This window comes from Maribacter huludaoensis, from assembly GCF_029350945.1.
Taxonomy (GTDB): Bacteria; Bacteroidota; Bacteroidia; order Flavobacteriales; family Flavobacteriaceae; genus Maribacter; species Maribacter huludaoensis.
Genome location: NZ_JARKMS010000002.1, coordinates 210,084 through 236,234 on the forward strand (window position 1 = coordinate 210,084; position 26,151 = coordinate 236,234).

The window sequence follows — 26,151 nt, forward strand, 5'->3', positions numbered from 1 at the left end:
ATTTAAAGAGCGATATATTTTATTTTTTCAAATTTGTCTTAACATCTTATTTGTTCTGTTTGATCTTAAAGGAAAAAACATTATACTATTTGGTAAAGGTAATTTCACATTTGGCATTGATATCCCTTGTATTTTATGTAGTACAATTTTATCAAGACGGTGCAATAGTAAAGGCAATAGGTAAAGCATTTGAAAGTGTTACCGTAGAAACATTTTCTTTACGTTATACTAACTTTTTAATATTTACATATGATACTGTTCATTATTATAGAAATTCTGGCTTTTGTTGGGAACCTGGTGCTTTTGGTTCATTTTTGACATTGGCCTTATTATTTAATTTCCTAATAAATAATTTCAAGCTGAATAAAGAGGCCTTCATCATTACGTTGGCAATTTTAACTACGGTGTCCACAACGGCATATTTAGGGGTGTTCCTATTATTTTTCTTAAGGTACAGAGTACTTAACAAAGGAAGTAAAGTGGCAATAATCGTGTTTGCGATCGTGTTTGCAATAGCCATTCCTAACGTGCCTTTTTTAGGAGAAAAAATTGTTGAAATCTATGATCAAGATATTAGGGACCTAAAAGAGCTGGAACAATTGTCCAACTATTACGAAGATGTGCAAAGACAAATACCTTTAAATAGATTTGCCAGTGTAATTTTTCTTTATGAACAGTTTGACTGGAAACTTTTCTTAGGGGTCAGTAATCAGTATGACGAGTATTATATCAATGAATACAATGTAAATATATCTAATGGTATAATGGATTTTATCACAAAATTCGGGGTTGTAGGCCTGTTCGTGTTGCTCTATCGATATGGTAAACTTTGTAAGGTTTATTTAAGAAAAATGGAGTATGTAGTCTATGCTATACTTATATTGATAATTCTAAGTTTTGGTGAACCTATTCTTATGCTACCTATATGTGTCATGTTCATATTTTTACCGACATTTAAAAACAAAGATTTTTCAGCTTTGTCCTTTTATTACAGAACTAAATACTTAGCATTGCAAAAAACCGAAAATTTATAATGGTCAAAAGGTTTAATTCCATAAAAGTGCTTATTCAATCTTATTTCCAAGGAAATTCTAGGACTAGTCTGTTGATTAAGAATGTTTTTTCTTCGTTGATTTTAAGAGGCTTGGGTACGGCCATTAACTTCTTGTTCGTTCCTTTGGTTATAAATTTTGTAAACGCGGAACGTTACGGTATTTGGTTAACGTTAAGTTCCGTATTAACATGGTTTACCCTGTTGGATATTGGTTTTGGCAACGGTCTACGCAATAAATTCTCGGAAGCCGTAGCGCTAGATGATATTAAGGAGCAGCGTAAACTGGTTCATACCACTGCGGCCGTTTTAATATTGATATCGACCATCATATTTATCTTAAACGTGATATTTACGGATCAAGTGAAATGGGATGAATTTTTGGGTGTAGATGCATCGTACCGTACAGAACTACAACAGTTGGTGTTTCTATTAATATCTTTTTTTAGCTTACAGTTTATTTTTCAAATTTATAATCCTATACAATTTGCCCTGCAAAAGCCCGCAATGATTGCTAGAACAATTTTACTGGGTAATGTACTGGGCTTAATGGGTATTCTGTACCTAAGGGAATTCTCAGAGCCTTCTTTGTTTAATTTAGGTTTTGTGGTTATGGGTAGTAATGTACTCTCCATATTTCTATTTACCGCATATTTCTTTGTAGTACAAAGACCGGATTTAATACAGAAAATAGAAAAACCTACTATGGATACCTTAGGGTCTATCTTTTCCCTTGGTATCAAATTTTTCTTTTTGAACATTGCCTACATGGTGCAGTTTCAAACAAGTAATTTTTTAATAAGTAAATACTTTACCCCAGAAAAGGTAACGGAATTCAATATTGCCTTTAAGCTCTTCAGTGTTGCTTCTTTGATATTTGGTATCATATTAAGTCCGGTGTGGAGTTCTGTAACCAATGCCCAAGTAAACAATGATTATACTTGGATTAAAAAATTAATTAAAAAGCTACTGCTTATTTGGGGCGTAATTGCCGTAGGCTGTTTGATCGGGCTGTTATTGGCGCCTACCATCTATAATTTATGGATCGGTGATATCATAACCATACCGTTCATAACCTCGTTGGGTGTTGTTCTTATTGTGCTGTCCAACTGCTTTTCAGAAATATTTATCAGTGTGCTCAATGGTATGGGCAAGGTTAATTTACAGTTCTATATATCCATATTTGTAATCATATTTTTTGTGCCAATAGCTTATTTTCTTTCTGTAGAAATGGGTTATGGAATTTTTGGAATATGTATGGCAATAGTAGTTACCAATGTCAACGGGTTACTCGTTGCACCGTACCAAGTGTATGTAGAAATGAGAAAAAATCGAAAGTTACCAGCTTAAGAGTTGAAATAATATAGAGATGATGTCAACTAAAGAAAAGAAAATAATTAGTGTTTTGCTTACATGTCACAACCGTAAGATGAAAACGTATAGCTGTTTGCAAGCATTGTCTAAATGTACTTTGGATGATAATTTTGAATTGAAGATTTTCTTGGTAGATGATGGTAGTACGGACGGTACTACGGATTATTTACAAGGAAAATTTGAAAACCTTCATATCATACAAGGTTCCGGAGATCTTTTCTGGGCCGGCGGTATGCGTAAAGCTTGGAAGTTTGCAAATGAGCACGAAAAAAATACAGATTATTATTTACTGTTAAATGATGATACTATTGTTTTTGAAGATACTATTACACGCTTGTTCAGCGACCTAAAATATACTAATGAGCCTAAAAGTATTGTTGTAGGGCCCACTTTAGATCCAGATACTAAAAAGATTTCATACGGTGGGCATCAACTACTGAACAGACTTACGTTTAAAAGCAAAATGTTGATACCAAATAACGAGTTTCCGCAAAAGTGCGAATTGGGCAACGCCAATATTATGTTGGTACCCAAGGCCGTTTATGAAGAAATTGGTTCGCTTACGGAAAGCTATACCCATGGTATCGCAGATTTTGATTATACCTTAAAGGCTTTGGATAGTGGTATAAGCACCTATATTTCTAGTGCAAGTTGTGGGTACTGTGTCAACGATCATGGCGTAAATTGGCTCACCCAAAAAAGTAATTTAAAGGATAGAATCAAGTACTTGTATAGTCCTACAGGATTATCGTACAAAGAATATTTACAATTTATTAAAACACATTTTCCATTACACCTGCCACAAGCGTTTATATTGTTGTGGGGTAAGACCTTGTTCCCTATTATTTGGCAATTATTTAAAAATGAAGACTATTTAAAATGATGATAACAACACCGCAAGCACCAGTACTTTTTATCATTTTCAATAGACCTGAGCAAACAAAGAGGGTATTTGAAATGATACGGAAGGCGCAACCTAAAAAACTTTACGTTGCGGCAGATGGACCACGAAGTAATGGTAAGGATGATCAACGCTGTAAAGAAACTAGAGCTATTATAGATTTAGTGGATTGGGACTGTGAGGTTAAAACGTTGTTCAGGGAACAAAATGTTGGCTGTGGCCTAGGACCCAAAACGGCCATAGATTGGTTTTTTGAAAATGAGGAAGAGGGTATTATATTGGAAGACGATTGTTTGCCATCAGAAAGTTTTTTTAGGTTCTGTTCAGAACTGTTGGAAAAGTATCGGGATAATAGCCAGATAATGCACATTGGTGGCTCTAATTTTCAGAATGGTTATGTGTCAGATTCCGAGTACTCTTATTACTTCTCTTATTTTAGTCATGAATGGGGCTGGGCAAGTTGGCGCAGAGCTTGGAAACATTATGACTATGAAGTGTCAACGTATCCGGAATTAAAGAAGAAAGGATACTTTGACAACTATTTCTCTAACTTCATTGAAAAGAAATACAGACTTAGTAAAATTGAAAAAACAATGAAAGCCAAAGATGTTTCATGGTGGGACTATCAGTGGGATTATACAAAACTGGTCAATTCCGGCCTATCTATTATACCCCATCAAAATATGATTCAAAATCTTGGTTTTGGGGAAGATGCAACACACACCATTAGTGCAAACGATGACAGGCAGCATAATATAGCTCATGAAATAAGCTTTCCTTTGGTGCATCCTAATTTTGTAATAAGAGATACCAAGGCAGATAGAAGGTACTTTAATTGCTTTTTCAAAAGGACTATCTTACGTAGAAAAATATTGGGGTTCTTAAGAATACCCGGGTATTCTACTCGCGGGTAAGCACACGAAACAAGTGTTACTTTAAGGCGTCGTTGCTGTTAATTATCCGTAGTACAACCAAAATCCAATACTATAGGGTCTCTTGGTTCAAAATCGATATCGTCCCTGTAATCTGCCAGCTCAAAACTATAGGCAGGCCAAATGATGTTGGTTGGGTTACAAGATCCATAAACTAGGCAGTCAATTATTTTATTACCGCCAGAAGTATCAAAAGCTGCAAATATTAATGAGCCAGATTCCGGTACACCTCTATTTTGACCTAATTCTCCACAGATTATTTCTTTTGCACGTAATCTGTTAAAGGTTACATTTCCGGAACCTTCAACTGATGATGCAACACCATTGCCCATCTGTAAAAAGTCAACATCTTCCACAAGTCCGCCGGTACCGCCACGTGCACCTTCCGTATTCTGGTCTTCGAACATGACACCAACGCCCCTTGGGCTGTTGTTGCCTACGATCAATCCTTTCTTTATTTGCTGTCCGGCACTTTTATAGACACTAACATTGTCTTCTGTCCATGCAATTTCCCTGTCGTTGATTACCGAAAAATTCTCCAATAATCCACCTATACATTTATCATACTGTACCAATTGTCCTCTTGGAAAAGGACCCCTCATATTGTGGCCTTCAATAAAGGTCAATACAGATTCATCACATTGGTCCAATCTAATACCGGTAGAGCCATCTTCTACCTTAACATGTGATAGGATCAAATTTTCGGAAGCAAATCCTTCTATGCAATTTCTGGTGGCATCAGGTAAAGGTCCGGTAGCAGGGGCATCCGTATATTTTATATAGCTATTTTCTATGGTCAGATTATTTGCCCTGGCAAATTTGATGCCCACAAAGGCACCGGTGTATTCTATGATACAGTTTGATATGACTACACCGCTAAAATCATTAATTTCTATACCATGTTGGTTTGATGTTTTAATATGCAGGTTTTCTATACGCTGGTTATTTTCGGTAACGATTATTGGACCGGACTCCTGACGGATGTTCGTACATGGGGTTTCTACAACTTCGGGTTCTTCATCTACAGATTCCGTTATGGTAGGTATAACCGTATAATTTTCTTCCTCGCCAGCATCAGAAGTAACGGTATAGGTGACTTCTTCGCTAAAATCTTGTGGAGTATCGGTATCGGGTATGACCGTTGAAGCAGAATCTACGGTAATGGTTGGTTTCAATGCAAGTGTAGTAGTGCTACTGGTGTCTATTTCAACATATATCAGATTTTTATCCTCATCTATTACACCTATTATATCCGTATTCAGACCTTGGTTGTCAACAGATTGAATGCTAAATTCGGTAATTCTAAGAAGTGGAATAAAAATGGATTCTTCTGTAGTACGATCGGTTATGATGGTTTCGCTAAGGATATCTTGGTCAGACGTGCATGATCCTAATTGCAATAGAGGTAACGCAAGTAACATTAGAAAAACTACCGAAGAATTGAAGTACATAGTTTGAAATCTAGCTTTAACCATAATTCTATTTTTTTTTACTAACCATGAACTGTATATTCTTGCTTAGTTGAAAATACCTACTCCTTTTAGATAACTAGATTTCTTAGGTAATGTTGTTTATGTCATGTGAAGTTCGATTAACGGTAATTATTAATAAAAAATAAATTACAATCTTTTGTAGGTGTATTTTATCTTACATGATATTATTACTTCTATCTTTTTTACTTTAAAATTACTGTTAACATGGATTAATATTTCAAAATAATTACATAAAAACCACAAACCACAACAGATTAACGATTCTATATATGGGTTGTAATAACAAATAATATATTTACCTAGTTTTTATGATTAGTGCAATGATAATTGCAACTATCACTTATGCTTGATTAATGAGATTATATAGTTTTTTAGGCTTAAAAATGAAATACATGTACCATGCTGTTTATAGGAGCCCAATGAATTTACAACAAAAAAAATCTGAAGTTTTTTGCATGGGATACCCAGTGTTCAATACTTCTTTGGATAGATTACCTTTAAAATCCAAGTTATTGGTAAGTACTATTAATCAATATTCATATTGTATTGCAGAGGAAGATGCACATTTTAAAACTGCCTTATTAGAAAGTGATGTAATATTACCGGATGGTATTGGTATAGTGTTGGCGTCAAAATGGTTGAAGAAAGGTTCTATCAAGAAAATAGCTGGTGCAGATTTTCATGAATACCAATTAAAACGATTAAATAAAATTAATGGTTCTTGTTTTTATTTAGGAGCATCAAATGAAACTTTAAAAAAGATTCAAATAAGATTACAGAAAGAATACCCTAACGTTAAAATAGGAAGCTATTCTCCTCCTTATAAAGTTAATTTTACAGAAGAAGATAATATTAAAATGTTAGAAGCGGTTAATGCTTTTGAACCAGATGTTTTGTTTGTTGGAATGACAGCACCAAAACAGGAAAAATGGAGTCACAAGCATAAGGATACTATTAATGCTAAAATTATATGTTCAATAGGGGCTGTTTTTGATTTTTATGCTGGGACTGTCAAAAGACCTAATAAAATATGGCGTAGCTTAGGTTTGGAATGGTTAGGTCGTCTATTGAAAGAACCAAAAAGAATGTTTAGAAGATATATTTATTATGGAGTAATTTTTGCTAAACATTTAGTAAAAGCCAAAATGAATAATTAACTGTTTTAATTTAACAGATTTGAAATGTAAGTACGGTTTCAAGTTCAAGGTATAAGTTGAAAAGTTTATTTGAACTAGATTTGTAGTTCATATTTTTATTTAGGGGCTTCTAATGAAACCTTGGCCAAAATAGGCGAAAGGCTAAAAGTAGACTACCCAAATGTTACATTTGGTATCTATTCTCCTCCTTACAAACCAGAGTTTTCAGAAGAAGACAATTCAAAAATGATCGAAGCAGTCAACGCTTTTCAACCAGATGTGTTGTTTGTAAGTATGACGGCGCCAAAACAGGAAAAATGGAGCCATGCCAATAAAGACCTTTTGGTTGCCAAAATAATTTGTTCCATAGGTGCCGTATTTGATTTTTATGCGGGTACCGTAGAATGTCCTAATAAAATTTGGCAAGATCTTGGTTTGGAGTGGTTAGGTCGTCTTCTAAAAGAACCTAAGCGCATGGCAAAAGATATATTTACTATGGTGGTGTATTTACCAAACACTTGGTAAAAGCAAAGTTTTCTTCAAATAAAAAACTGGAAGCTACTGTAAGCTAATGTTCTACATTTTACTTTAGCAATAATTATCATTTTAGGTCTTAATTAGTAATTACGCTGTTGAATATTCTTACATTATATTCGATTAGTGTTAATAATTCTGAATATTATTTAGTTTTTTAACTAAAAAATCAAGGTATCAAGAAAAGTGTAGGTTGGTAATCTAAAAGACTTTAAATAACGTATTATTTAAGTTAGTTTAAACGTTTAATTCTAATAATCAATTATTATTGATTCGTTTAAACATGGACTTTACTTTTAGTATCAAGTATAATTCTACTCCCTATTATTGATTCAATGAATTTTGGTAAAAAAGCATATTTACGTACGTTAATTATTATCTGCGGCATACTAGTACAGGTATCCTGCGCTAAAGATGCTGATTTGTTATCTAGTTATGTTGTAAATGATGTTGTTGAAGATACAGGGAATGTAAAGCCACAGAATACAATTGTATTGCCAAGCAATTTTGATTGGCAAAATATCCCCCCGGAATATGCGAATTCCGTTTTAGAGATTAATGAGGTTTTTGATTTAAACGATCAAACGGTAGAATTACCTATGCACGTTACCCTTTACTTTAATGAAGGACATTTAGAAAATGGTACGGTAGAAGGGGATAGTACGGTAATTACGACAGAAGCTAGAGATCCAATTGCTGAAGACGTAACATTTACCGGCACTTATGGTAATGAGTATATTATGCCGCATTGGTTTGGAGCGGTAATGGATGGTGTTACAGATGATAGAGATGCTTTTGTAGAGACCTTGGCCTATGCGGATTCTTTAAATCTTAAAGTGCTGATAGATCGTGATATGTTTCTTGATGTAGAAGAGACAGGAAAAAAATCAATTTTTTTAGAGGATAATACTTGGATAGAAGGAGCTGATGATGCTCGGATAATAGTTAATAATATATTGTCACCAGCATTCTACATTGCTTTAAGCAAGGGTGTTACAATTAAGAATATTACTTTTTTGTATGATCAAACCTATATAGCTAATTATGGTGAAGATTATGTTGGTTTTGAGAATGATTTTCTTCTGAATTTACAGCAATTAAGGAATTATCTGCGGGATTATAAAGAGATTGATTTTAATGCTATTTTCCCAAAAGACAAAGGTTTTGTAGCATTTTATGCCATGTTTTTATTGGAGGCGGCAGAGGATGTTATTTTTGAAAATGTGAACTATATAGCTAAAGGTAATACTGCAGACACCTTTATTCCTTTAATAATTAAAATGAAGGAACAATATGCTGCAAACCAAATAGTTAGTTCTATTTTGGCTCCTACCACAATTTGTAGAAATATAGTTTTAAATAATATAATGGTAGATGGTGCCATCATGGGGTTTCAAGGTGTAGTAGATGGATTTCATGTAGATGATGTGAACTCCTATAGATATTCTGATTTCCAAGATAGAAATGGTAATTATTTAGGAGGTTTTGATGGTGTTAATTTTGACTTTCCACCTCCGCATTTATTTTATTTAAATAAAGATACAACTGTAGATACAACTGTCTATACGACAAAAAATGTCAATATATTTAATGTGAATGATTATGGTAATTATGTCGGTAATTTGGCAGTAAGAGGAAACACAGGTATTAATATTGGTTATGCAAATTCATTGAAGCTAACACAACAACCTGAAAATATTCATGTAGAAAATTACAAATCTTATAGGAGGGATGGCTTAGGTAGTTTAGATGGGGTAAAGAATGGTTATTTTAAGAATATATATGCTGAAAGTAATATTGGCCTGTTTAACCCTTCAGCTAAGGTTAGTACTTTAAGATTGTTACTTGATCATCCATTACAGAATGTAACATTTGAAAATTTCACCTTAAAAGATATAGGAGAATCAACACAAGTAATGCCACTTAGACCAGCTTATGGTAGTGGTCTTTCTTTAAAAAATGTCAATTTATATGTGAATGAGTTTAATGGTGAATTTCCCGCATGTTTTGGTTTTTATGGAGATAATAATGTTATTGAGAATGCAAGTATTCATATAGCTACACACTCATCTTCTCACACAAATAGAGGTATCATTTTTCATGATGACTATACTATGATTAATGGTGCAAATAATAATTATGATATAAAAGTCTATGGCTGGCGAAGTATAGATAATGATCCATTAGGTTTAAGTAGTAGAATGTTGTTTGCCAAACCTGAGAATTCTAACTCAAATTACGCTAAATTACATGATATAACAAATAACATAATATATGAGCAAAAGAATGAATTAAACACAATGACATGGCTTAAAACGGATACAGTGAATTTAGGAAATGGTAAAACTCAAAATGTTCCAATTATTTTACCAAGAGGTTTTAAAATAAAGCGTGTTGGTGCTAAAGTGATAAAGGTTTTAGATTATGGTGTTAAATCTATAAGTCTAGGGATAACTAATAAAATGGTAGATGGGCTTATACCTAATTTACCTATTTCTGATTTTTCAAGTATGTATTATAATGAATTGAATCAGAGTATTCCTTTAGTCGTAGATGAGAGTATTACAATTCATTCAGATGGTGATTTTAATTCTAAAGGTAGTGTAAGAGTTGATGTAGAATTAGTTATAGAAACAAATAACTAATAATATAGAGTTAAAGAATTTTTTTTCTTACTATAGTTATAAGCAACTTATGAATTAATAATAGATTTTATTGCAATGTTATTTATTTAAGTAATTATAATTTTTGTGTTTTTGTAACCACAATAATGTTTTTTGTACACCTTCTAATCTCTTTATTGGAGGTTCACCTACAACATCATATAAATTTTCCAGAGGTAAAATATTATTGGTAGTCATATTTTTCAGCCTGAAACTGCTAATAGGAAATTTAACACCAGTTTTAATCAATATATCTCCTATTTTCGAGGCAAATTTAATAAGGCTATAAGGTATTTTTTTAATAGGACCTTTTCCCATTTCTATTGAAATTTCGTTACCCCATTCTGAGATTTGTATTGGCGGATTATCGCCAATGTAAAATGTCTGCTTATGGGTATACTTATCTTCTGCATTAAGTAATTTTTCTATTTGAAAAATTGCATTTTCTATATAACCATAAGTTTTGGTGCAGGCTTTACCAAAATCAACATATCTACCTTTATATACTACATCAAAAAAATCTATATACGGTATTCCAAACCATGGACCCCAAATGGAGGTTGGCCTAATTATAAACCAATTATAATGTACATTATCTATTTCTTTAACAAGTAATTCTCCGTCTACTTTACTTTGACCATAAGCGGTATGAGGATGATAATCATTATAATCTTTTGGTATGTAACCGGGTTTACAGACATACATTGACGAGGTAAATATGACTTTTTTTAATGATTTTAAACTATCACAAATTTCTATGATATTTTCCGTTCCTTTTGTATTGGCGGCATAATATTCCGAATTTGAACCATCTAAATCTGTAACTGCAGCCAAGTGTATCAAAATATCCGGAGAAAAAGATGTTATTTTCTCTTGTAATCTTTTATAATTTAGAATATCGACTGATTCCCAAGAATTAATAAGATCATTATTTTTTGGCGGATGACTGTCAAGATTTTGAATTTTATATCCCTTGTTTTGAAGACAGGAAATTAAATTTGTACCTATAAATCCTGAGCCACCGGTAATTGTGATTTTTTTCATTTTGGTATTCTTTCTTTGATTATTTTAGATGGTGTACCTGCATTAATTGTTCCTTGCTTTACATCTTTCAAAACAGTACTACGTGCAGCTATTATAGCCCCTTTTCCGATTTTTACGCCAGGTGCAATATATACATCATTGGTAAGCCAACACTCATCTTCTATAACAACAGGTTTAGAAAATATGTCAAAAGTAGGTTTGTCATATTCATGACCTCCTGTATTTAAGTAAACTTTATGAGCTAATGCAACATTAGAACCTATTGTTATTTTATCTAAATTATATATGACACAGTCATCTCCGATCCAACTATAATCTCCAATTTTCAATTTCCAAGGATACGTAATTTTTACGGAAGAACGGATTAATACATTTTTGCCTATTTCCGCACCAAAAATTCTCAGTAAAAACCTTCTCCATCCAAATAAAAACTGTGGGGACCAACTAAATAAGGTGGCATTAATAATCCACCATAATTGTACTATGTATTTTGACCGACCTCTAAACGAAACAGGCATTTTAAATGACTGTAAATTTTGATATTCCATAGTATTGATTGTCTTAATTTATAAGACCGTTTTTAAGAGTTTGATGTAGTTTTGCCGCGGCACTAGATATCCTAAAGTTCTTCACAAATGTGTTTCTCGCATTTTTAGAATATGAAGATTTCTCTGATAATGACAAACCGTTCCAACTTCTAAGTAAGTTTATTGCGCCTTCTAAGTTGTCTTGTGAAACCATACCGCCTTTTCCAGATTCGATTTCTCTCCAAATATTGACCTTGTCACTTATAAGTACGGGTTTAGAACAAGCCATAGCTTCTGCAACAGCTATACCAAAATTTTCTTGGTGACTAGGTAAGATGAATGCCTCACTTTCATAAAAGGCCGCCCATTTTGCTTTGCCACTTAACATACCAGAAAACAATATATTTGTAGAAGATTCTGCTAAAGTTTTCATCTGACTCGCATAAGTACTTTTTAAAGGACCAGCTACAATTAGTTGAGGAAGTTTTATGTTTTCTTTCTCCAAAATTTGATAGGCTTTGATTAGGAGGTCTAAACCTTTTTTATGATGTATTCTACTAAGAAATAGAAGAAATGGTTTTTTATTCCAATCAGGAATATTTTCAAAAAGTATTTGTTTCATACTTTTTGAATAGGCCGGTGGTTCTTGAATACCATAACTTACATTAAGTTCTTTTTTTGGCCTGTAATTATTAAAAGTTGTTTTTGCTAAAAGTAGTTCTTCTTGACATGTAAAAAGTAGACCATCGGCTTCATTTATAACTTTATTTTCGATTATTTTCCAATAAACTTCGTTTCTAAGTGCTTTGAGACGTCTCTCTTTAGCTTTTTGAAAATATGGGTCTAACATGCCGTGTGGCATTACGTAAAGTTTTGGACTAACTGAATGTTTCTTTTTATGTTTAATTATCGCTTTAATAGCGGCGTAACTGTGGTAAGACCACAATCCATGTACGATAACCACATCGAATCGATTATAGTTTTCCATTAGCCATGGTTGTAACTTTTTACTGAAGGCTAATATGGTCCTGCCTTTTTCAAGAGCATGAATTTTAAATGTGTCTTGTCCTAAGTAAGAAGATTTTGGGCTATCAAGACAAACAACTTCATTCGTTGTATTTCCAATCTTTATAAGTTCGGGTATACTATTTCGGATGCCTTGGCATGGTCCACCTTTTACTGGGTCCATACTGGGGATTATTCTAAGTATCTTCATGCTTAATTAAAACTTTGATATAATTCTTTATATTTTTGTGCTATAAATTGAACAGAAAATCGTTCAATATTTTTGAGTCCATTTTCTATGATTTGTTCTCTATATTCTTTTTGAAAAATCACCTTCATATATGCTTCGCGTATAGATTCTATATCTGAAGGATTTACATATGCTACCGCACCATTAGAAACTTCTATTAAAGGTTCAATTTTAGATGTAATTACTACTCTACCTGTTTTCTGACCTTCTACTACGGGCATTCCAAAGCCTTCATAAATAGATGGAAAATTTACGATATCACATGCAATATAAGCGTCCCTTATTTCTAGGTCAGTAAGATTTTTATCGTTTGAATACTCAATTTTATGTAGTTCTAATAATTCAATTTGGGTCTTTTGTAATTTACCAATGATATTTAGATGGCAGGGTATATCTTTTAAGGCTTCTATAGTTCTGTCAAGGTTTTTATTCCAACCTGTACCAATATGTAGTATCCTTGGTTTTTCTTGGTTAAAAGACTTTTTATGAAACTCGAATATTGGGTCTACGGCATTATGAATAACAATTAGCTTATTAGTATTTATTTTGGATAAAATATTTTGCTTTGTTTGCTCGGAAATACATACTATTTTGTCAGCTATTTTAATCGGAAAATAAAACCAAAATAACCATTTGTACATTCTTTTAATTGGATTTTTAACGTTGTCCAAAAAAACCAGGTCGTGAATTGTAAGTACCGTTTTAAAACCGATCAATGCCAAAAGAACTTCGTGAACATGTCCAGTAACATGTTGAATATTTGATTTTTGCCTTTTTTTTAATGTAAACCAAAGATTGCTCATAACATCCCAAGGCATAGAACCAATGTTTGGGATATCATAAATGTCCATTTCGTAAGATTTTTTAAGTTCTGGTAGTATTGTTCTAAAGACACGGTGAATTGAATGTCCAACTTTTGGATGTCTAAAAAAATATGTTATTTTCATTTACTGAGTTGAATTTTTGAATGGGGTCTTCAAAGATTAAGCGCGTATTTTATAAAAAACAATATATATTATGGTTTTAAAGTTTCCCAGCCTAGATTCTTAAAACAAGGACCTTGACTGAATTCTGAAAAGGCTACGTCACTTCCATAGCCATTCCACTCCATCAGTACGATATCGTTATTTTCATCAACTATTACATCCCAACCTATTATTCCTACAAGCGGCATTTGTTTATGTAAGTTTAATACAGTTTCAATCATATTCTTAAATAATGGTATTTTTTTATTTTCAAAATGAACCTTACTGTCAGGATGAAAATTACAACTTGTCCAGTCAGAATAATAACCTGTAGGTTGCATTTTTCCATTTTGCATATTTATTGCTACAGCAATTTCTGACTCGTAATTTACATAACTGTCTTTTGATTGACCTATACGCAGAAACGCACCTCTAACTTCAGGACTGCCATCTAAAGATATTACACTGGTAATGCGGACACATGAAACTGAATTTGTTGTAAATTGATTGAAAAATTCGTGCTGTTTAATGAATCTTTGTAATACGCCATTGCCTAATTTTTTTAAATAAGACAAATTTAATTTCTCTATTTGTTGTATGTAAATACCTCTTCCTTGATACGAGCTATCAAGTTTGAAAACTACTTTTTCCGAAGTTTTTTTCAGTATTTCAAGAAGTTCATATTCGTTTATAGGAGTAAAATTTATAGTGTACCATCTATTATTCACTAAATAAGCTAAATCCAGATTTTTTTTACTTTTAAAAAATTTTGAATTTAGACATCTTAAATTTGAAGTTTGACCGTATTGTCCTTGCCATTTGGGCATAACCCTAGTATAAAAGTAATTTTCAGGTATCCATCCTTCCTTAAAAATTCCAGCTCTTAACGTATAAAGCTGTAACCCGATAGAATAGCCTTTCCATCCCAATATTTCTTTAGCGTAGCTATCACATTTATATTTATCTTGTTTGCTTAAAGCACCTGTTTCTGATTCAAAAGCTTTCATTTTTCTCTCAATAATCAGCTTTAAGTTTTGATTATAACGCCATAGTAGCAATCTATCCCTATTATTTTTTAAAAGGTCTGTTACTTCTTTAGAGAATATGATACTCATTTTAATTACTTTAATTCGCTAACAATTAAGGGTGTTTTCATACCAACTTGTTTTATTTCGGTTGTTTCTTCAAAATTTATATCTATCTCTTTTCTTGTTCGACGAATTAATGATTGTTGCATTTTGGTTACACTCTCATGAGCAGTTTTACGCTCTCTTGGTATAAAATATATGCATACGGAATAATCTTCTAATTGTTTTAATTGAATAGCTTTAAAATATTTCATGTAACCATCAAACATAGCCATAAGATGTTCTCCTTTAATTGTAAGTCCACTAGGCGTTTTAATTACCAAAGCTTGTCTACCTCTTACCTGATCCATCAATGACAAGGGTTTGCCGCAGTCGCATAATCCTTCTAAATATTTACCTTCATCTCCTATTTCATATCGAATAAGGGGAAAGGCAAAATTTGTTAAGTCAGTCAATAAAATCTTTCCCCTACAATTAAGGGGTACGGGCTGGTTATTTTCATCAACAAACTCAATATGAACTGTGTCTTGCATTATGTGCAGCCCTTTTTGTGAAGGACATTCTGCAGCAATAAGTCTTATTTCAGTACTTCCATATTGATCACATACAGGTGCTCCAAATGCTTTTTGAATGAGTACTCGTTGTTCTTCAAACAAAGGTGCAGATGTCACCCATACAACTTTAGGTGCATGGATTTTTATGTTGTTGTCTAATAGGTAAAGAGCAAATTCAAATACAACATCAACGAAACCTTGTACTAAACTTGGTTGAATTTTATTGAATTTTGAAATGAATTTCTCTAAATCCTGCTTACTTGGGTCAGCAGCAGCCAAAAAAATTCGTTTAGTAGGCCACCATATTAAATGATTTTTAAACCTTTCCCAAAATGACTTTTGAAAACGAAATATATAAGCTTGATTCTCCCATGGTTCAATATTCCACCATTTTAAAATTCTCCATCTTATAGGTGTTTCTGGATGTCTTTTATCATGTAATACTGAAACTGGAGGACCAGTGCTTCCTGAGGTACTTACTTTTTGACAATCATTGAATTTAACATTTTTACATTTTATAGTATCAAAGTTAGAACGTAATTCTTCTCGCGAAATTGAAGGTATTTTTAAAAATTCATCATTACTTACTAATCCTTTATGGACAAAATCTAAATGTGCATATTTTTCTTTATAGAAAGCTGAATGTTCTTTTGCGTGGTTGAATAGTTTTTGACGCTTTTTAAAATTTAATTCAGATATATCATCTGTATTAAATTCAGTTATCGATTTTTGATAGAGCTCCTCTAATCTAGGATTTAAGATTTTAGTCTTTAAAGAAAAAATTATTTTGGAAAAACTATTTGGCATAGAAAATATTAATAGCTAAACTTTGAATTGGAAAAGATGATAAGGTCGTTACTAAAATTGAAGTAATAATTAAATATATAGAGTTATCTCAAGAAAATAACATTAACTGTTGCTATTACCAGAAAATTCGATAAACTGATAGATTAATTTTATACTAAGCAGTGATTTTCTTATTAAAGGTTTGCATCACAGTGTCAATAGCCAAATATTTTTCTGCATAGTTACGTGCAGCTTTTTTAATATCTTGATTGTCGAATTCACTCAAACCTATTAAGATTCCTGTATTTAAAGCTTCTTGATTTTCTGGTGCCACTAAAATACCCATGCCGTGTTTGCTGACTACGCGATGTAAACTAGAATTAGGATTAGCAGTAATTAAGGAGAGGCCGCCTACCGCTAGAATTGTAGTAAGTTTGGAGGGCATTACTAGGTCACTGGCTTTCTCCTTTTGTATGACCAAATGCAAATCTGCCACATTCAAAAATTTATTAAAGCATTCTTTGGGTTGTAAGGGCATAAAATGAACATTCGTCAGATTCATTGTTTCTGCTTTTTCCTTTAATACCTCTTTGTAAGGTCCTGTTCCACAAATAATAAATTGTAATTGTTTGTGATCTCCTAACTCTTTTGCCGAAGTTAGTATACTATCCAATCCTTGTTTCTCTCCAATACCTCCGGAATACAATACAACATAATCTGTAGGTTTAAACCCAAATTGTTCCTTTAATGCACTATTGTCCGTAATAGGGTAAAAGCATTTTGTCTCCGTCCAGTTGGGAAAAAAGGAAATGGGCTTTAATGCCTTACGTTCAATTTTTTCAATCATGCCGTCAGATATGCTGCTAATAATGTCAGTATGTTTATAAATATATTTTTCAATACCATATAAAGCTTTTAGTAGCTTTGGAGATTTGATCATGCCCAAATCTTGTGCCGCCTCAATTTGCATATCCTGAATGTGGTGGATATGCATGGCACCTTTTAATTTTTTATAAAACACGCCCAGTAAACCAATTTGAAAAGAAGGCGCAACGGTTATAATTCTGCTATATTTTTTGCAGCATAAAAGTGGAATGCTAACTAAGAAAGCAGAAAGAGAGAAGGTACAGTCTAGTATCATTCTTTTTAGACCACTTGGTCTATTGGGCACATACATGGGGCATCTAATAATCCGTAGTTTACCCCCAGAATCAAAATTGGTCACTTCTTTTTTGTACCAAAAGCGGTTCTTTCTATAAGGTTTCTGTATTTTCCAATAGGGGTAATAAGGATATGAAGTCAGAACGGTACATTCATGTCCTTTTTCGGCTAACCAGTGCATCATTTCACCTGAGTATTTTCCTATACCGGTCAATTCCGGAGAAAAATTATAGCCAACGAATAGTATTCGTTTAAGATTATTTGTTCTCATGATAGGTGATTTAAAGGATTTGTAAAGTGATGAGGTAACTAAACCTATGTAATCGAGCGTGTTTTAACGCTGTTAATTACTCAGCAAATCTTTATAGCTAATATTTTAAAGCTATAGATTTGTAATATTAAACAGTAACGTTATGGTAAAAGTTCTCTATTTGATTTAAGATAGCTACTTTATCAAACAATTTTACTTGCTCTAATCCTTTTAAAATTAGAGTGTTTCGTTCTTCTTCGTTTAAGCGTAAAGTGCTTTCTATAACTTTGGCAGATTCGTTTGCCCAAAGTAATAATTTGTCGTTTTCAGGACAACGTTTAATATAAACAGCGGCATTACCACCAACTTCGTTCATTGGGGCGTTATCTGTCGTTATAACTGGACAACCCGAAGCCATTGCCTCAGCTATAGGCCAGCCGAACCCTTCCATTAAAGAAGGAAATAAAAAGAGCTTTGCTCCTTGATATGCCTTAAGTAGAAAATCATTTTCTACCTCTGTTAAAAAATATATATTTTCCTTGTAAGGGGAGGAGTTATAAGTTTCTATTATTTCTAAAGATGGTTCGTAACCAATCATTAATAAAGGAAGTGTAAAGTTCGTTTGCTTTCTCCATGCTGTATAAAGAGCAATAACCCCGGTCCTATTTTTATAAAAACCATTTCCGCCAACATGTAGTAAATATCCTTCTTTCAAATCTAACTTAAGAAAGTCGCTAATATGTTTTCTTGCCTTTAAAATATTACCAGTTTTAAATAGTGGATCAATAGCATTATAGACTTGTTCAATTTTACAGCGTGGGGTATTCAAAAAGTGAAGGAGATCTCTTTTTGTTTGATTTGAAATACATATAAAATTTTCTGCTTTTGAAAATCCCTTAAAAATAGAACGTTGATATAGTTTTCCTGTCCAGCTAGTTGGGTTCTCTTTAATTAAGCCCAATGCAGACTTTAATGCTATAAAATCATGACAATGAATTACGACTTTTTTATTTTTTATATTGGGCATCCACATTCCCAATGCCTGGTCAATTAATACAAATAAAGTGTCAGGTGCTTGTTTTTTAGAATTACGTATTAGTATAAATGGAAAATATACAAAAGCGTCTATATAGCGCAACCACTTTTTAATAGTTTTATTTGTACTATATTTTGCAAAAAAATTCTTTGGTGCCCACACCTCGGTATCATAACCTAGTTCTTGAAAACCATTGTTCAAGAATTGAGTATAGCGTGTCATGCTAAACCCTCTAAACTCTTCATGATGGGTTAGAAAAATAATTTTCAAATTAAAATTTTTTTGAATTATTAGATAATTAAAACCTCAGTTTTAAAGCAATAAAATAAATATGATGCTATCTAAATGTTTTTGGTTGTAACGGTTAACCTAGGGTTTGCTATCATGAATAACATTTTAACTATAAAAAAAATGATTAAATAGGTAATAATATCCTGTAAATAGCCTCTGAGTAAGTAACTGATATTACCTGAGATACCGTTTGCATTTCTAAACATACCCAAAAAATTAAAAATACTCATGATTGCAAGTGGAGCATAAATAACAGTTTTTTTGCCATAATATATAAATGTGTTCAAAAACTTGAAAACTATAAAAAATACGACCGCTTGTATGATTAAATACCAATAACCAAATGTAGCTAAACCATCACCTAAATGACTGGTAACTCTATAACCACCCAAACTTCTACCAGATAATAAATCTCCTCTTGAAAACTCGTATAAAGACTTGTTGAAAGGAATACCAAATAATTTTAAAATTGGAGAAGGCAATAAACCAATTAAACTGGTTTGGAAAAAATCTAACATTTGTTTATTTCCGTAGCCCTTCTTTTCGGCTAAATACAACGTTTCATCTGTTATTCGCATATTGGCATATCTAGCCAGCATAAAATTATCTACGTACTCTTCTGACCAGTTTTGATGATAATTTGTTAGTGGTTTATATTCTTTTTTATTTTTTTTCTCTTTTAAACGGTTCATTAAGCTTTCATTTTGTAAAGTTTCAATGGTTTGTTCAAATGCTTTTATTTTATCGGCATTATTCCTTTGTTCGGCATCGTACAGCATGACATCTCTGGTATGTAACATTGCCGTTGATAAGTTGCTAAGAAAGTTTAAAGAAATTAATATTAAAAAACCGCCTACAATAAATTTTAATGGACTTGTTAATTTTGTAATATTTATATTCTTAAATATAACATGCAAAAAGAACAATAGCCCCATGGTACCAAAAGGCGTAATAATTAGATGTCTTTTGTTAGAAGCTACATTTAAGGTGATTACCAAAATGGTATACACCCAAACTAATTTTGTTTTTCTGTATTTTAATCTTATTAAATCTGGAAATAATAGACAAATAGGGGCAAACATTAAATATTCTAGACCTATTAGAAATTTTCCGGAAACATCACCGTATTCAACACCTCCCTTACTTAAATTATAAGCTTTAATTACAAAACCAATTAAGCCCATTGCCCAAATAATTGGCGGGTTAATTTCGTAAAATTTAAACTTGTCCAAGGTCTTTTGTATAAGGTTATTTTTAATTGTAGCCTTATGAGGGTTACATGCAAAATAGAAAGCAATGGAAGAAATTAGGAACAATATGGTTTCGCCAATAAAAGTTTGATAAGGTCTTTCAAATCCGTAGGTAATAGGCTTGCCTTCCGCCAATGTCGCTATAAGGGGTAGAAAGCGATACATGAACATTGAAAGGTACATGAGAAAAGCAAATGGAAATAATTTTATGTAAACTACTTTAAAAAAATAAGAAAATACCATGTAGCTAATGACTGCCATGACACAACCAAAAAAGTTAGGTATGCTAGGAAAAAATACTAATTCACCAATGACCCCAATTACTAAAATTACTTTTAGTATTAGGTTTATTTGACGAATGCTATGGTTTTCTGACTTGATCATGACTTAATAGTAACTTTCAAAACTTTATGAGAATCTTGAAAAGAACTTTTATTTTCTTATGCTATCTAGTTTTGTTTTAATTTGATGATTTAGCAATGTAAAATCTGAAATGCCATGTCTAAATAAATCTCCTAAGGTCATTTGCATTAATTTACAACCAAGCGGTAGTATTAGAACAACCAAAAAGATATCTAACGTTAGAGCTCCTAAAGCCGCACCCACCAAGCCTAAATAGGTTGAGAATACATACGTAAAAGCTACTGATAGTATGGCGCCGATAATACCGTAAACACCCATTTTTTTAGGTTGGTTAACTGCCCTAAATATCATTTCTGCACTATACCATAAGGCGTTAAAAATTAAACCTGATATACTTACGTACCACATTGCTAAAGGCAAGTCCAGCTCATTTTTTGTCCACAGGTTATAAAACCACGGACCAAATATTGCCAATAGTATACAGCCAATAATGGATAATAAGAAAACACCTAAAATGGATATGCGAAATATTTTTCTTGCTGTTTCCCATTGGTTCTTGCCAATATAGTATTGCAATTCTGGAAAAACAGTAGGTTCAACTAAATATAAAAATTGATTGAACGATCTGCTCAAAGTTCTAACGGTATTGAAAATAGCTACCGCTTCTGGACCTAGAACAATTCTTACTACAAAGGTGGTTCCTTGAAAATATATGATTTGCCAAACCGGTAGCATTAAATAACTGAGTCCTTTGGTGGTAATTTCCTTTAGTATGATTTTATCGTTAACACCATGATGTGTTTTAAAAAGACCAATAACTTTTTTTCCCTTTATACCATAAAAAATGATAAACAATAAGGTTACTATGAACTGTGATACTGCAAATTCTATAACTCCGTAACCTAATATCAGAACTAACAACCCTGTGCCAATTAAAAATGCTGATTTTGTGGTAATTAAATTGATACTTAAAGCAGCTTTTTGTGCAGCTCTGTAATAAGACTCCATTAGCTGTAGGTAGAACATAAGTAATTGAGCAACGATCATAAACGAAACTGCAACAATGGCATCGGTCTTGTCAATTAAAGATTTTTCAAATACACCAAAATAAGCTAACACCAATATTGACAATGCACTGATAAGAATAGCTACGCAAACCATGATAGTTATGATGTAGAAGCCAGTTTTACTAATATCAGCGGCTTTCTGCTTATTACCTTCCGCATATGTCAAAACAAAGCTGTTACCCGCAGCAGATCCAAAACCAAGGTTTGAAAAAGCCATGACACTTGGTATTATTGTTAGCGTTAACCATTCTCCATAATATGCGGCTCCCCAAGCTGTAATAAAAAACGGAACTAAGAATAATTGTTCAACAACCCTTACTACTTTCTGTAGAATAGAGGCAAGACCATTATTTAGAATCCTTTTTTGTAAAGACATGTAGTGCTTTTGGTTATTGGAACATTAAAAAGTTTACCTCCAAAAAATTACATATAAGTTTCTTTGGGTTCCGTATCATTCAATAAAACCATGCAATTTTTAAGTTTGGAATTTTGGTGAATGTTTTCTACGATACTTAAGTGTTCTTTTTTGGTGAAATTTTCACGTACTACATATATGGTACTATCTATAAAAGGGTTTAGGGCGTACGCATCTGACACAAGCCCTATGGGTGCGGTGTCAATAATGATTCTATCAAAATCTTGTTTTAGTTCATTAATTAGAATACCAACACGTTCATGCATTACCAACGTACTAATTTGACCGATTACTTTACCAGAGCCCATAATATGAAGATTTTCAATATTACTATACGTTTGAAGTAACGGTTCTTTATCTATTCCCTTTTTTATAATGAAATCTGTAATACCATTTTTTTCATCTAAATTAAAGTAGCTCATTAAAGAAGGCTGCCTTAAATCAAATGATAATAAAGCTACTTTTTCACCTACCGAAGCTAGCGATAGCGCAAAATTTGCGGCAATAAATGTTTTTCCCTCGCCTTTTACCGAAGAGGTTATCATTATAGTTTTATTGGATGCATCTTTTATTAGGTAATCTATATTAAAGCGTAATAATCTAAATAATTCCAGGGTAGGGGATTGTTCTTCACCCTCTTCTTCTTTGGTCAGAATTAGCTTGGAATCTTTATTTTTTGAAATTTCTCCTACTAAAGGTGCGTTGGTCAACTGCTTAATGTCGTCTGCAGAAGTGATATTGGTATTAAAGGTATTTTTGAAATAAATAATGGATACCGGTAGAAAAAGACCTAGTAATAAACCGGCTAAATATGTTAACTTTTTGTTCGGACTAATAGGATATATCCCCGCTTTTGGTCTGTTGACAACTCTTGTAGAAGATGCAGGTGCCGCTAACGATAAAACTTCTTCTTCTCTTTTTTGAAGTAGATATAGATATAGCCCTTCTTTGGTACTTTTATCTCGGCTAATATCTAATAACTGTTTTTCCATACCGGGTACTCTTGCCAATTGAGCATCATATCTATTTGCATTGTCTTGTAAGTTGCGCTTTGCCAATAAGAGTCCGTTTTTTGAACTTTGTACATTTTGTAATATTGATTTGCGCAGGTTTGTAAGGTTGGCATCAAGCTTTACGATCATTGGATTAGAAGTAACAGCCGATTGTGATAAATTTTGTCGTTCTACTAAGGTAGAATTATACGTGCTAATTTGATCGGTAAGTGTTCTGTCGTTAATAGAAAATCCTCCACCAATAGAATTTTCAATGGTACCGTTTAGTAGTGTCTGTTCTATTTGGCTTAAAATGTTTATTTGACTTTGATAGTCAGAGGCTTTTTCCTTGTAATCATTGGCTTGCTGTATATAGGTGTCCGCATTACTTGCAACATCTGTAACAACGTTTTTAGTTTTAAAATCAACTACGGATTTTTCTACATTTTCAATTTCACCTGATAATAATTTTAAACGATTATCAATAATTTTGATGGTGTTTTCAGCTAATTCATTCTCATATTTAATTGTTTTCTCAATATAAGTATCAATCAATTTTGAAAGAATGTCTTCTCCCTTTGTTTTATGTGAAGAAACAAAGGTCATTCTAAGCAGACTCCCGGTATCATTGTCAGGATATACACTAAGGTTTTTTAGATAATCACTTACCAGAATTTCTTTGTCTGTTAAAACAAAAGTCATAGGGTCAAATTCAGTAATACTTTTTACTTCTGGCTTTTTCAAAATAGTGATTGTACCATACTTGGTGGTTACAGTTTCACCAAAAGCATGTGTGCTGCTTATTTCTTGTTTTTCGTATTCAGTTTTTAATTGGTAAGAGATTTCATCGATAAAAACTAAATCAATAAATAGATCATAAGGTACAACGTCTGCATTTTCGTCTACCAAGATTTGTACCGGTACATCTTCACCGTAAATTTCTACATCCTTTATCTTTCCTTTATGATAAAAATTAATATTGAAAAAATTATCTGTAATGACCTCTTCCATGATGCCTGAAGAAGTAATTATTCCAATTTCATCCTCTAAACTTTGCGTAGTTTTAATAAGACCAAAATCTCGAAATCCTTCAATGTCTCCCGTGTTCTTGCCTGAACTTATATTTTTTAAGAAAATAGTACTATTGATCTCATATTGATTTTGAGACCAATATCTTAAATACAAAAAAACAATGGCCAAGCACATAATGATTGACAGGGTAATTAAAAGCCAATGTTTGGAATAAGATTTAAATACTTGCCCTAAATTTTTATTCTCAGAGGAATTTAAATCAAAATTAATGTCGTTCATTTTTGTGGATATATCTTTTATTGTTTATTGCTAAAAGTAAACCATAAATAATTGAGGTTTAAACTTTTAGTAATTGCTTCGTTTTTGCTTCGTAAATTTTAAAACATTACTCAACTACTAATTGCAAATAAATGTACTGAAGTTTTTTGTTTGTATTAATACGCCTTTTTATCATTAAAGAAAATATTGGTAACAGTACGTATTATTATTTGAACATCAAATAAAATGGACCATTTCTCCATGTAAAAAATATCGTACCGTACCCTATTTACAATGTCTGACTTGTGTATAATTTCGCCTCTATAGCCTTTAACCTGGGCAAGCCCTGTAATGCCCGGTTTTAAGAAATGACGTACTAGATATTTTTCTACAGAAGTTTCATATTGCTTGGTATGTACTTCCATATGCGGTCTTGGACCCACAATGCTCATGTCTCCTTTAAGTACGTTAAAAAACTGTGGTAGTTCATCAATACTGGTCTTTCTTAGAATTCTACCTAGCCTGGTAATACGCATGTCATTCTTTGTGGCCATTTTAGTGTCACTATCGGCGTTTTTTGCCATGGATCTAAATTTGTAGCACCAAAAGGTGTTCTTGTTGACCCCATGTCTCTTTTGTTTAAAGAACAGTGGTCCTTTAGAATCTAGTTTCATTAGAATGTATACCAACGGTGTTAACCATGACAACACAAAAATGATGGCAAATAAAGAAAATAGAATATCAAAAATTCGTTTAATTAGATTGGAGTATTCCAAATCTAATGGCGATGCCCTTAAATTTAATACGGGCACGGAATCATACAGTTCTATGGACATGGCCCTGGAAAACAACTCTTTATTATCCGGTATAATTTTAATTTTTTTTAAACTGTTGTCCGCAATGTTCATAAGGTGTTTGATCTCATCTTTACTTAGACGAGAGGCCAGGCAGTAAACTTCTTCCACATTGTTCTTAAAGATATAGTTGTAGCTACTTTCTATAGTGCCTAAATAGGTAGGGCTGGTAGAGGGCGTATTATCAAAATAGCCCATGTATTTATACCCATATTCCGGAATATCAAAAATGCGTCTTATTTTCTTGAGGTTTTTATCTCTACCTATGACCACCGCCCTGGTAGAAACATATTGCTTACGGCGAATAAAATTTCTGCTCCAATAAAAGAGAATTCTAAATAGAATAAACAGTACACAGATAATAAAATAAACGAACAGCAAATATATGCCTGTATAAGCATGGGCCAGGAACGCAAAAGAGCTAAAATATATTAATCCGTACAATAGGATCAATGTTAAAAAGCTTTTAAGATTGACCTTAAAGCTCTCTCTACGAGCAGTAGGGTAAAAGTCTATACTATAGGTGACTATGAACCAAGAAATATTATAATATAAAATGCTATATATATTGGTATAGGTTACCGGTGTAAAAATATATAGGGCAATATTAATTATTAATATATGTGCTATAAACGATAAGGGTATGACAAAAAATGATTTTTTCATTACACTTTTTTGTTACGGTTTGGTCATGTTAAATTAGAGAATTCAATGATTTAAAAACCTTTTATATATAGGTTTTTGTTTAACAGTTAATTGTCCGGAAACTACTAACCCTATAAGTTTTTTAAGAAGTACGGAGCGGTTTATTTTTAAAATTTAGCGTAGCGCTCCGCGCGGTCAGCCACATAATTACGGTCTAACACAAGGTGAAAAGTT

General features: G+C 32.6%; 20 protein-coding genes. 7 read left to right on the plus strand and 13 right to left on the minus strand.

The features are described 5' to 3' along the window. Positions 1–59 precede the first annotated feature (59 nt). The 4 genes from PXC01_RS05995 to PXC01_RS06010 are packed head-to-tail and all read left to right on the plus strand — an operon-like array spanning position 60 to position 4,240. A complete protein-coding gene (locus PXC01_RS05995; RefSeq protein WP_276471421.1) occupies positions 60–1,034 on the plus strand; it encodes a hypothetical protein in 975 nt (324 codons plus the stop codon). Further along, positions 1,034–2,401 carry a lipopolysaccharide biosynthesis protein gene (locus PXC01_RS06000; RefSeq protein WP_276471422.1) on the plus strand — a complete coding sequence of 456 codons (1,368 nt, stop codon included), beginning with the start codon at positions 1,034–1,036 and terminating at the stop codon, positions 2,399–2,401. The genes PXC01_RS05995 and PXC01_RS06000 overlap by 1 nt, the downstream gene beginning before the upstream one ends. A 22-nt stretch (positions 2,402–2,423) precedes the next feature. Beyond that, positions 2,424–3,308, plus strand: coding sequence for a glycosyltransferase family 2 protein (locus PXC01_RS06005; RefSeq protein WP_276472112.1), 885 nt, complete (start codon positions 2,424–2,426; stop codon positions 3,306–3,308). Then, positions 3,305–4,240, plus strand: coding sequence for a nucleotide-diphospho-sugar transferase (locus tag PXC01_RS06010; RefSeq protein ID WP_276471423.1), 936 nt, complete (start codon positions 3,305–3,307; stop codon positions 4,238–4,240). Before PXC01_RS06005 ends, PXC01_RS06010 begins: the two co-directional genes overlap by 4 nt. A gap of 38 nt (positions 4,241–4,278) precedes the next feature. Here PXC01_RS06010 and PXC01_RS06015 read toward each other — a convergent pair whose 3' ends face one another. Next, complete coding sequence (locus tag PXC01_RS06015) at positions 4,279–5,733, minus strand: right-handed parallel beta-helix repeat-containing protein (protein WP_276471424.1); 1,455 nt, start codon at positions 5,731–5,733, stop codon at positions 4,279–4,281. Between the two features lie 437 nt (positions 5,734–6,170). Here PXC01_RS06015 and PXC01_RS06020 point away from each other — a divergent pair, with 437 nt between their 5' ends. The 3 genes from PXC01_RS06020 (at position 6,171) to PXC01_RS06030 (ending at position 10,066) form a co-directional block, all read left to right on the plus strand. Further along, a complete protein-coding gene (locus PXC01_RS06020; RefSeq protein ID WP_276471425.1) occupies positions 6,171–6,908 on the plus strand; it encodes a WecB/TagA/CpsF family glycosyltransferase in 738 nt (245 codons plus the stop codon). A 78-nt stretch (positions 6,909–6,986) separates the two neighbouring features. Continuing rightward, positions 6,987–7,412 carry a WecB/TagA/CpsF family glycosyltransferase gene (locus PXC01_RS06025; protein WP_420828583.1) on the plus strand — a complete coding sequence of 142 codons (426 nt, stop codon included), beginning with the start codon at positions 6,987–6,989 and terminating at the stop codon, positions 7,410–7,412. Positions 7,413–7,756: 344 nt separating this feature from the next. Then, a complete protein-coding gene (locus PXC01_RS06030; protein WP_276471427.1) occupies positions 7,757–10,066 on the plus strand; it encodes a hypothetical protein in 2,310 nt (769 codons plus the stop codon). Between the two features lie 78 nt (positions 10,067–10,144). Here the strand turns inward: PXC01_RS06030 and PXC01_RS06035 are convergent, their stop codons facing one another. The 12 genes from PXC01_RS06035 to PXC01_RS06090 all read right to left on the minus strand — a co-directional run bounded on the left by PXC01_RS06035 (position 10,145) and on the right by PXC01_RS06090 (position 25,938). Continuing rightward, entirely contained in the window at positions 10,145–11,128 is a 984-nt protein-coding gene (locus PXC01_RS06035; RefSeq protein ID WP_276471428.1) for an NAD-dependent epimerase/dehydratase family protein, read from the minus strand. Further along, a complete protein-coding gene (locus tag PXC01_RS06040; protein WP_276471429.1) occupies positions 11,125–11,676 on the minus strand; it encodes a WcaF family extracellular polysaccharide biosynthesis acetyltransferase in 552 nt (183 codons plus the stop codon). Before PXC01_RS06040 ends, PXC01_RS06035 begins: the two co-directional genes overlap by 4 nt. Before the next feature lie 13 nt (positions 11,677–11,689). Next, positions 11,690–12,844, minus strand: coding sequence for a glycosyltransferase (locus tag PXC01_RS06045; protein ID WP_276471430.1), 1,155 nt, complete (start codon positions 12,842–12,844; stop codon positions 11,690–11,692). Between the two features lie 29 nt (positions 12,845–12,873). After that, positions 12,874–13,857 carry a glycosyltransferase family 4 protein gene (locus PXC01_RS06050; RefSeq protein ID WP_276471431.1) on the minus strand — a complete coding sequence of 328 codons (984 nt, stop codon included), beginning with the start codon at positions 13,855–13,857 and terminating at the stop codon, positions 12,874–12,876. Positions 13,858–13,925: 68 nt separating this feature from the next. Continuing rightward, positions 13,926–14,990, minus strand: a complete 1,065-nt coding sequence (locus PXC01_RS06055; protein WP_276471432.1) for a sugar-transfer associated ATP-grasp domain-containing protein — start codon at positions 14,988–14,990, stop codon at positions 13,926–13,928. Between the two features lie 5 nt (positions 14,991–14,995). Next, complete coding sequence (locus tag PXC01_RS06060; RefSeq protein ID WP_276471433.1) at positions 14,996–16,324, minus strand: phenylacetate--CoA ligase family protein; 1,329 nt, start codon at positions 16,322–16,324, stop codon at positions 14,996–14,998. Between the two features lie 154 nt (positions 16,325–16,478). Further along, entirely contained in the window at positions 16,479–17,735 is a 1,257-nt protein-coding gene (locus PXC01_RS06065) for a WcaI family glycosyltransferase (protein WP_276471434.1), read from the minus strand. A gap of 127 nt (positions 17,736–17,862) precedes the next feature. Further along, entirely contained in the window at positions 17,863–19,020 is a 1,158-nt protein-coding gene (locus tag PXC01_RS06070) for a glycosyltransferase family 4 protein (protein ID WP_276471435.1), read from the minus strand. A 71-nt stretch (positions 19,021–19,091) separates the two neighbouring features. Beyond that, positions 19,092–20,675: a hypothetical protein gene (locus PXC01_RS06075; RefSeq protein WP_276471436.1), complete on the minus strand. Its 1,584-nt coding sequence runs from the start codon at positions 20,673–20,675 to the stop codon at positions 19,092–19,094. A gap of 48 nt (positions 20,676–20,723) precedes the next feature. Beyond that, positions 20,724–22,097: a lipopolysaccharide biosynthesis protein gene (locus PXC01_RS06080; protein ID WP_276471437.1), complete on the minus strand. Its 1,374-nt coding sequence runs from the start codon at positions 22,095–22,097 to the stop codon at positions 20,724–20,726. A gap of 47 nt (positions 22,098–22,144) precedes the next feature. Beyond that, positions 22,145–24,439, minus strand: a complete 2,295-nt coding sequence (locus PXC01_RS06085) for a polysaccharide biosynthesis tyrosine autokinase (RefSeq protein ID WP_276471438.1) — start codon at positions 24,437–24,439, stop codon at positions 22,145–22,147. A gap of 155 nt (positions 24,440–24,594) precedes the next feature. After that, entirely contained in the window at positions 24,595–25,938 is a 1,344-nt protein-coding gene (locus PXC01_RS06090) for an undecaprenyl-phosphate glucose phosphotransferase (protein ID WP_276471439.1), read from the minus strand. Between the last annotated feature and the right edge of the window lie 213 nt (positions 25,939–26,151).

Excerpts from the sequence above, each read along its gene's own strand:
- PXC01_RS06010 (WP_276471423.1), top strand. The coding sequence starts at position 3,305 with ATGATGATAACAACACCGCAAGCACCAGTACTTTTTATCATTTTCAAT.
- PXC01_RS06090 (WP_276471439.1), bottom strand. The coding sequence starts at position 25,938 with ATGAAAAAATCATTTTTTGTCATACCCTTATCGTTTATAGCACATATA.
- PXC01_RS06000 (WP_276471422.1), top strand. The coding sequence starts at position 1,034 with ATGGTCAAAAGGTTTAATTCCATAAAAGTGCTTATTCAATCTTATTTC.
- PXC01_RS06005 (WP_276472112.1), top strand. The coding sequence starts at position 2,424 with ATGTCAACTAAAGAAAAGAAAATAATTAGTGTTTTGCTTACATGTCAC.
- PXC01_RS06050 (WP_276471431.1), bottom strand. The coding sequence starts at position 13,857 with ATGAAAATAACATATTTTTTTAGACATCCAAAAGTTGGACATTCAATT.
- PXC01_RS06085 (WP_276471438.1), bottom strand. The coding sequence starts at position 24,439 with ATGAACGACATTAATTTTGATTTAAATTCCTCTGAGAATAAAAATTTA.
- PXC01_RS06060 (WP_276471433.1), bottom strand. The coding sequence starts at position 16,324 with ATGCCAAATAGTTTTTCCAAAATAATTTTTTCTTTAAAGACTAAAATC.
- PXC01_RS06040 (WP_276471429.1), bottom strand. The coding sequence starts at position 11,676 with ATGGAATATCAAAATTTACAGTCATTTAAAATGCCTGTTTCGTTTAGA.
- PXC01_RS06065 (WP_276471434.1), bottom strand. The coding sequence starts at position 17,735 with ATGAGAACAAATAATCTTAAACGAATACTATTCGTTGGCTATAATTTT.
- PXC01_RS06075 (WP_276471436.1), bottom strand. The coding sequence starts at position 20,675 with ATGATCAAGTCAGAAAACCATAGCATTCGTCAAATAAACCTAATACTA.
- PXC01_RS06080 (WP_276471437.1), bottom strand. The coding sequence starts at position 22,097 with ATGTCTTTACAAAAAAGGATTCTAAATAATGGTCTTGCCTCTATTCTA.
- PXC01_RS06015 (WP_276471424.1), bottom strand. The coding sequence starts at position 5,733 with ATGGTTAAAGCTAGATTTCAAACTATGTACTTCAATTCTTCGGTAGTT.
- PXC01_RS06020 (WP_276471425.1), top strand. The coding sequence starts at position 6,171 with ATGAATTTACAACAAAAAAAATCTGAAGTTTTTTGCATGGGATACCCA.
- PXC01_RS06035 (WP_276471428.1), bottom strand. The coding sequence starts at position 11,128 with ATGAAAAAAATCACAATTACCGGTGGCTCAGGATTTATAGGTACAAAT.
- PXC01_RS06030 (WP_276471427.1), top strand. The coding sequence starts at position 7,757 with ATGAATTTTGGTAAAAAAGCATATTTACGTACGTTAATTATTATCTGC.
- PXC01_RS06045 (WP_276471430.1), bottom strand. The coding sequence starts at position 12,844 with ATGGACCCAGTAAAAGGTGGACCATGCCAAGGCATCCGAAATAGTATA.
- PXC01_RS06055 (WP_276471432.1), bottom strand. The coding sequence starts at position 14,990 with ATGAGTATCATATTCTCTAAAGAAGTAACAGACCTTTTAAAAAATAAT.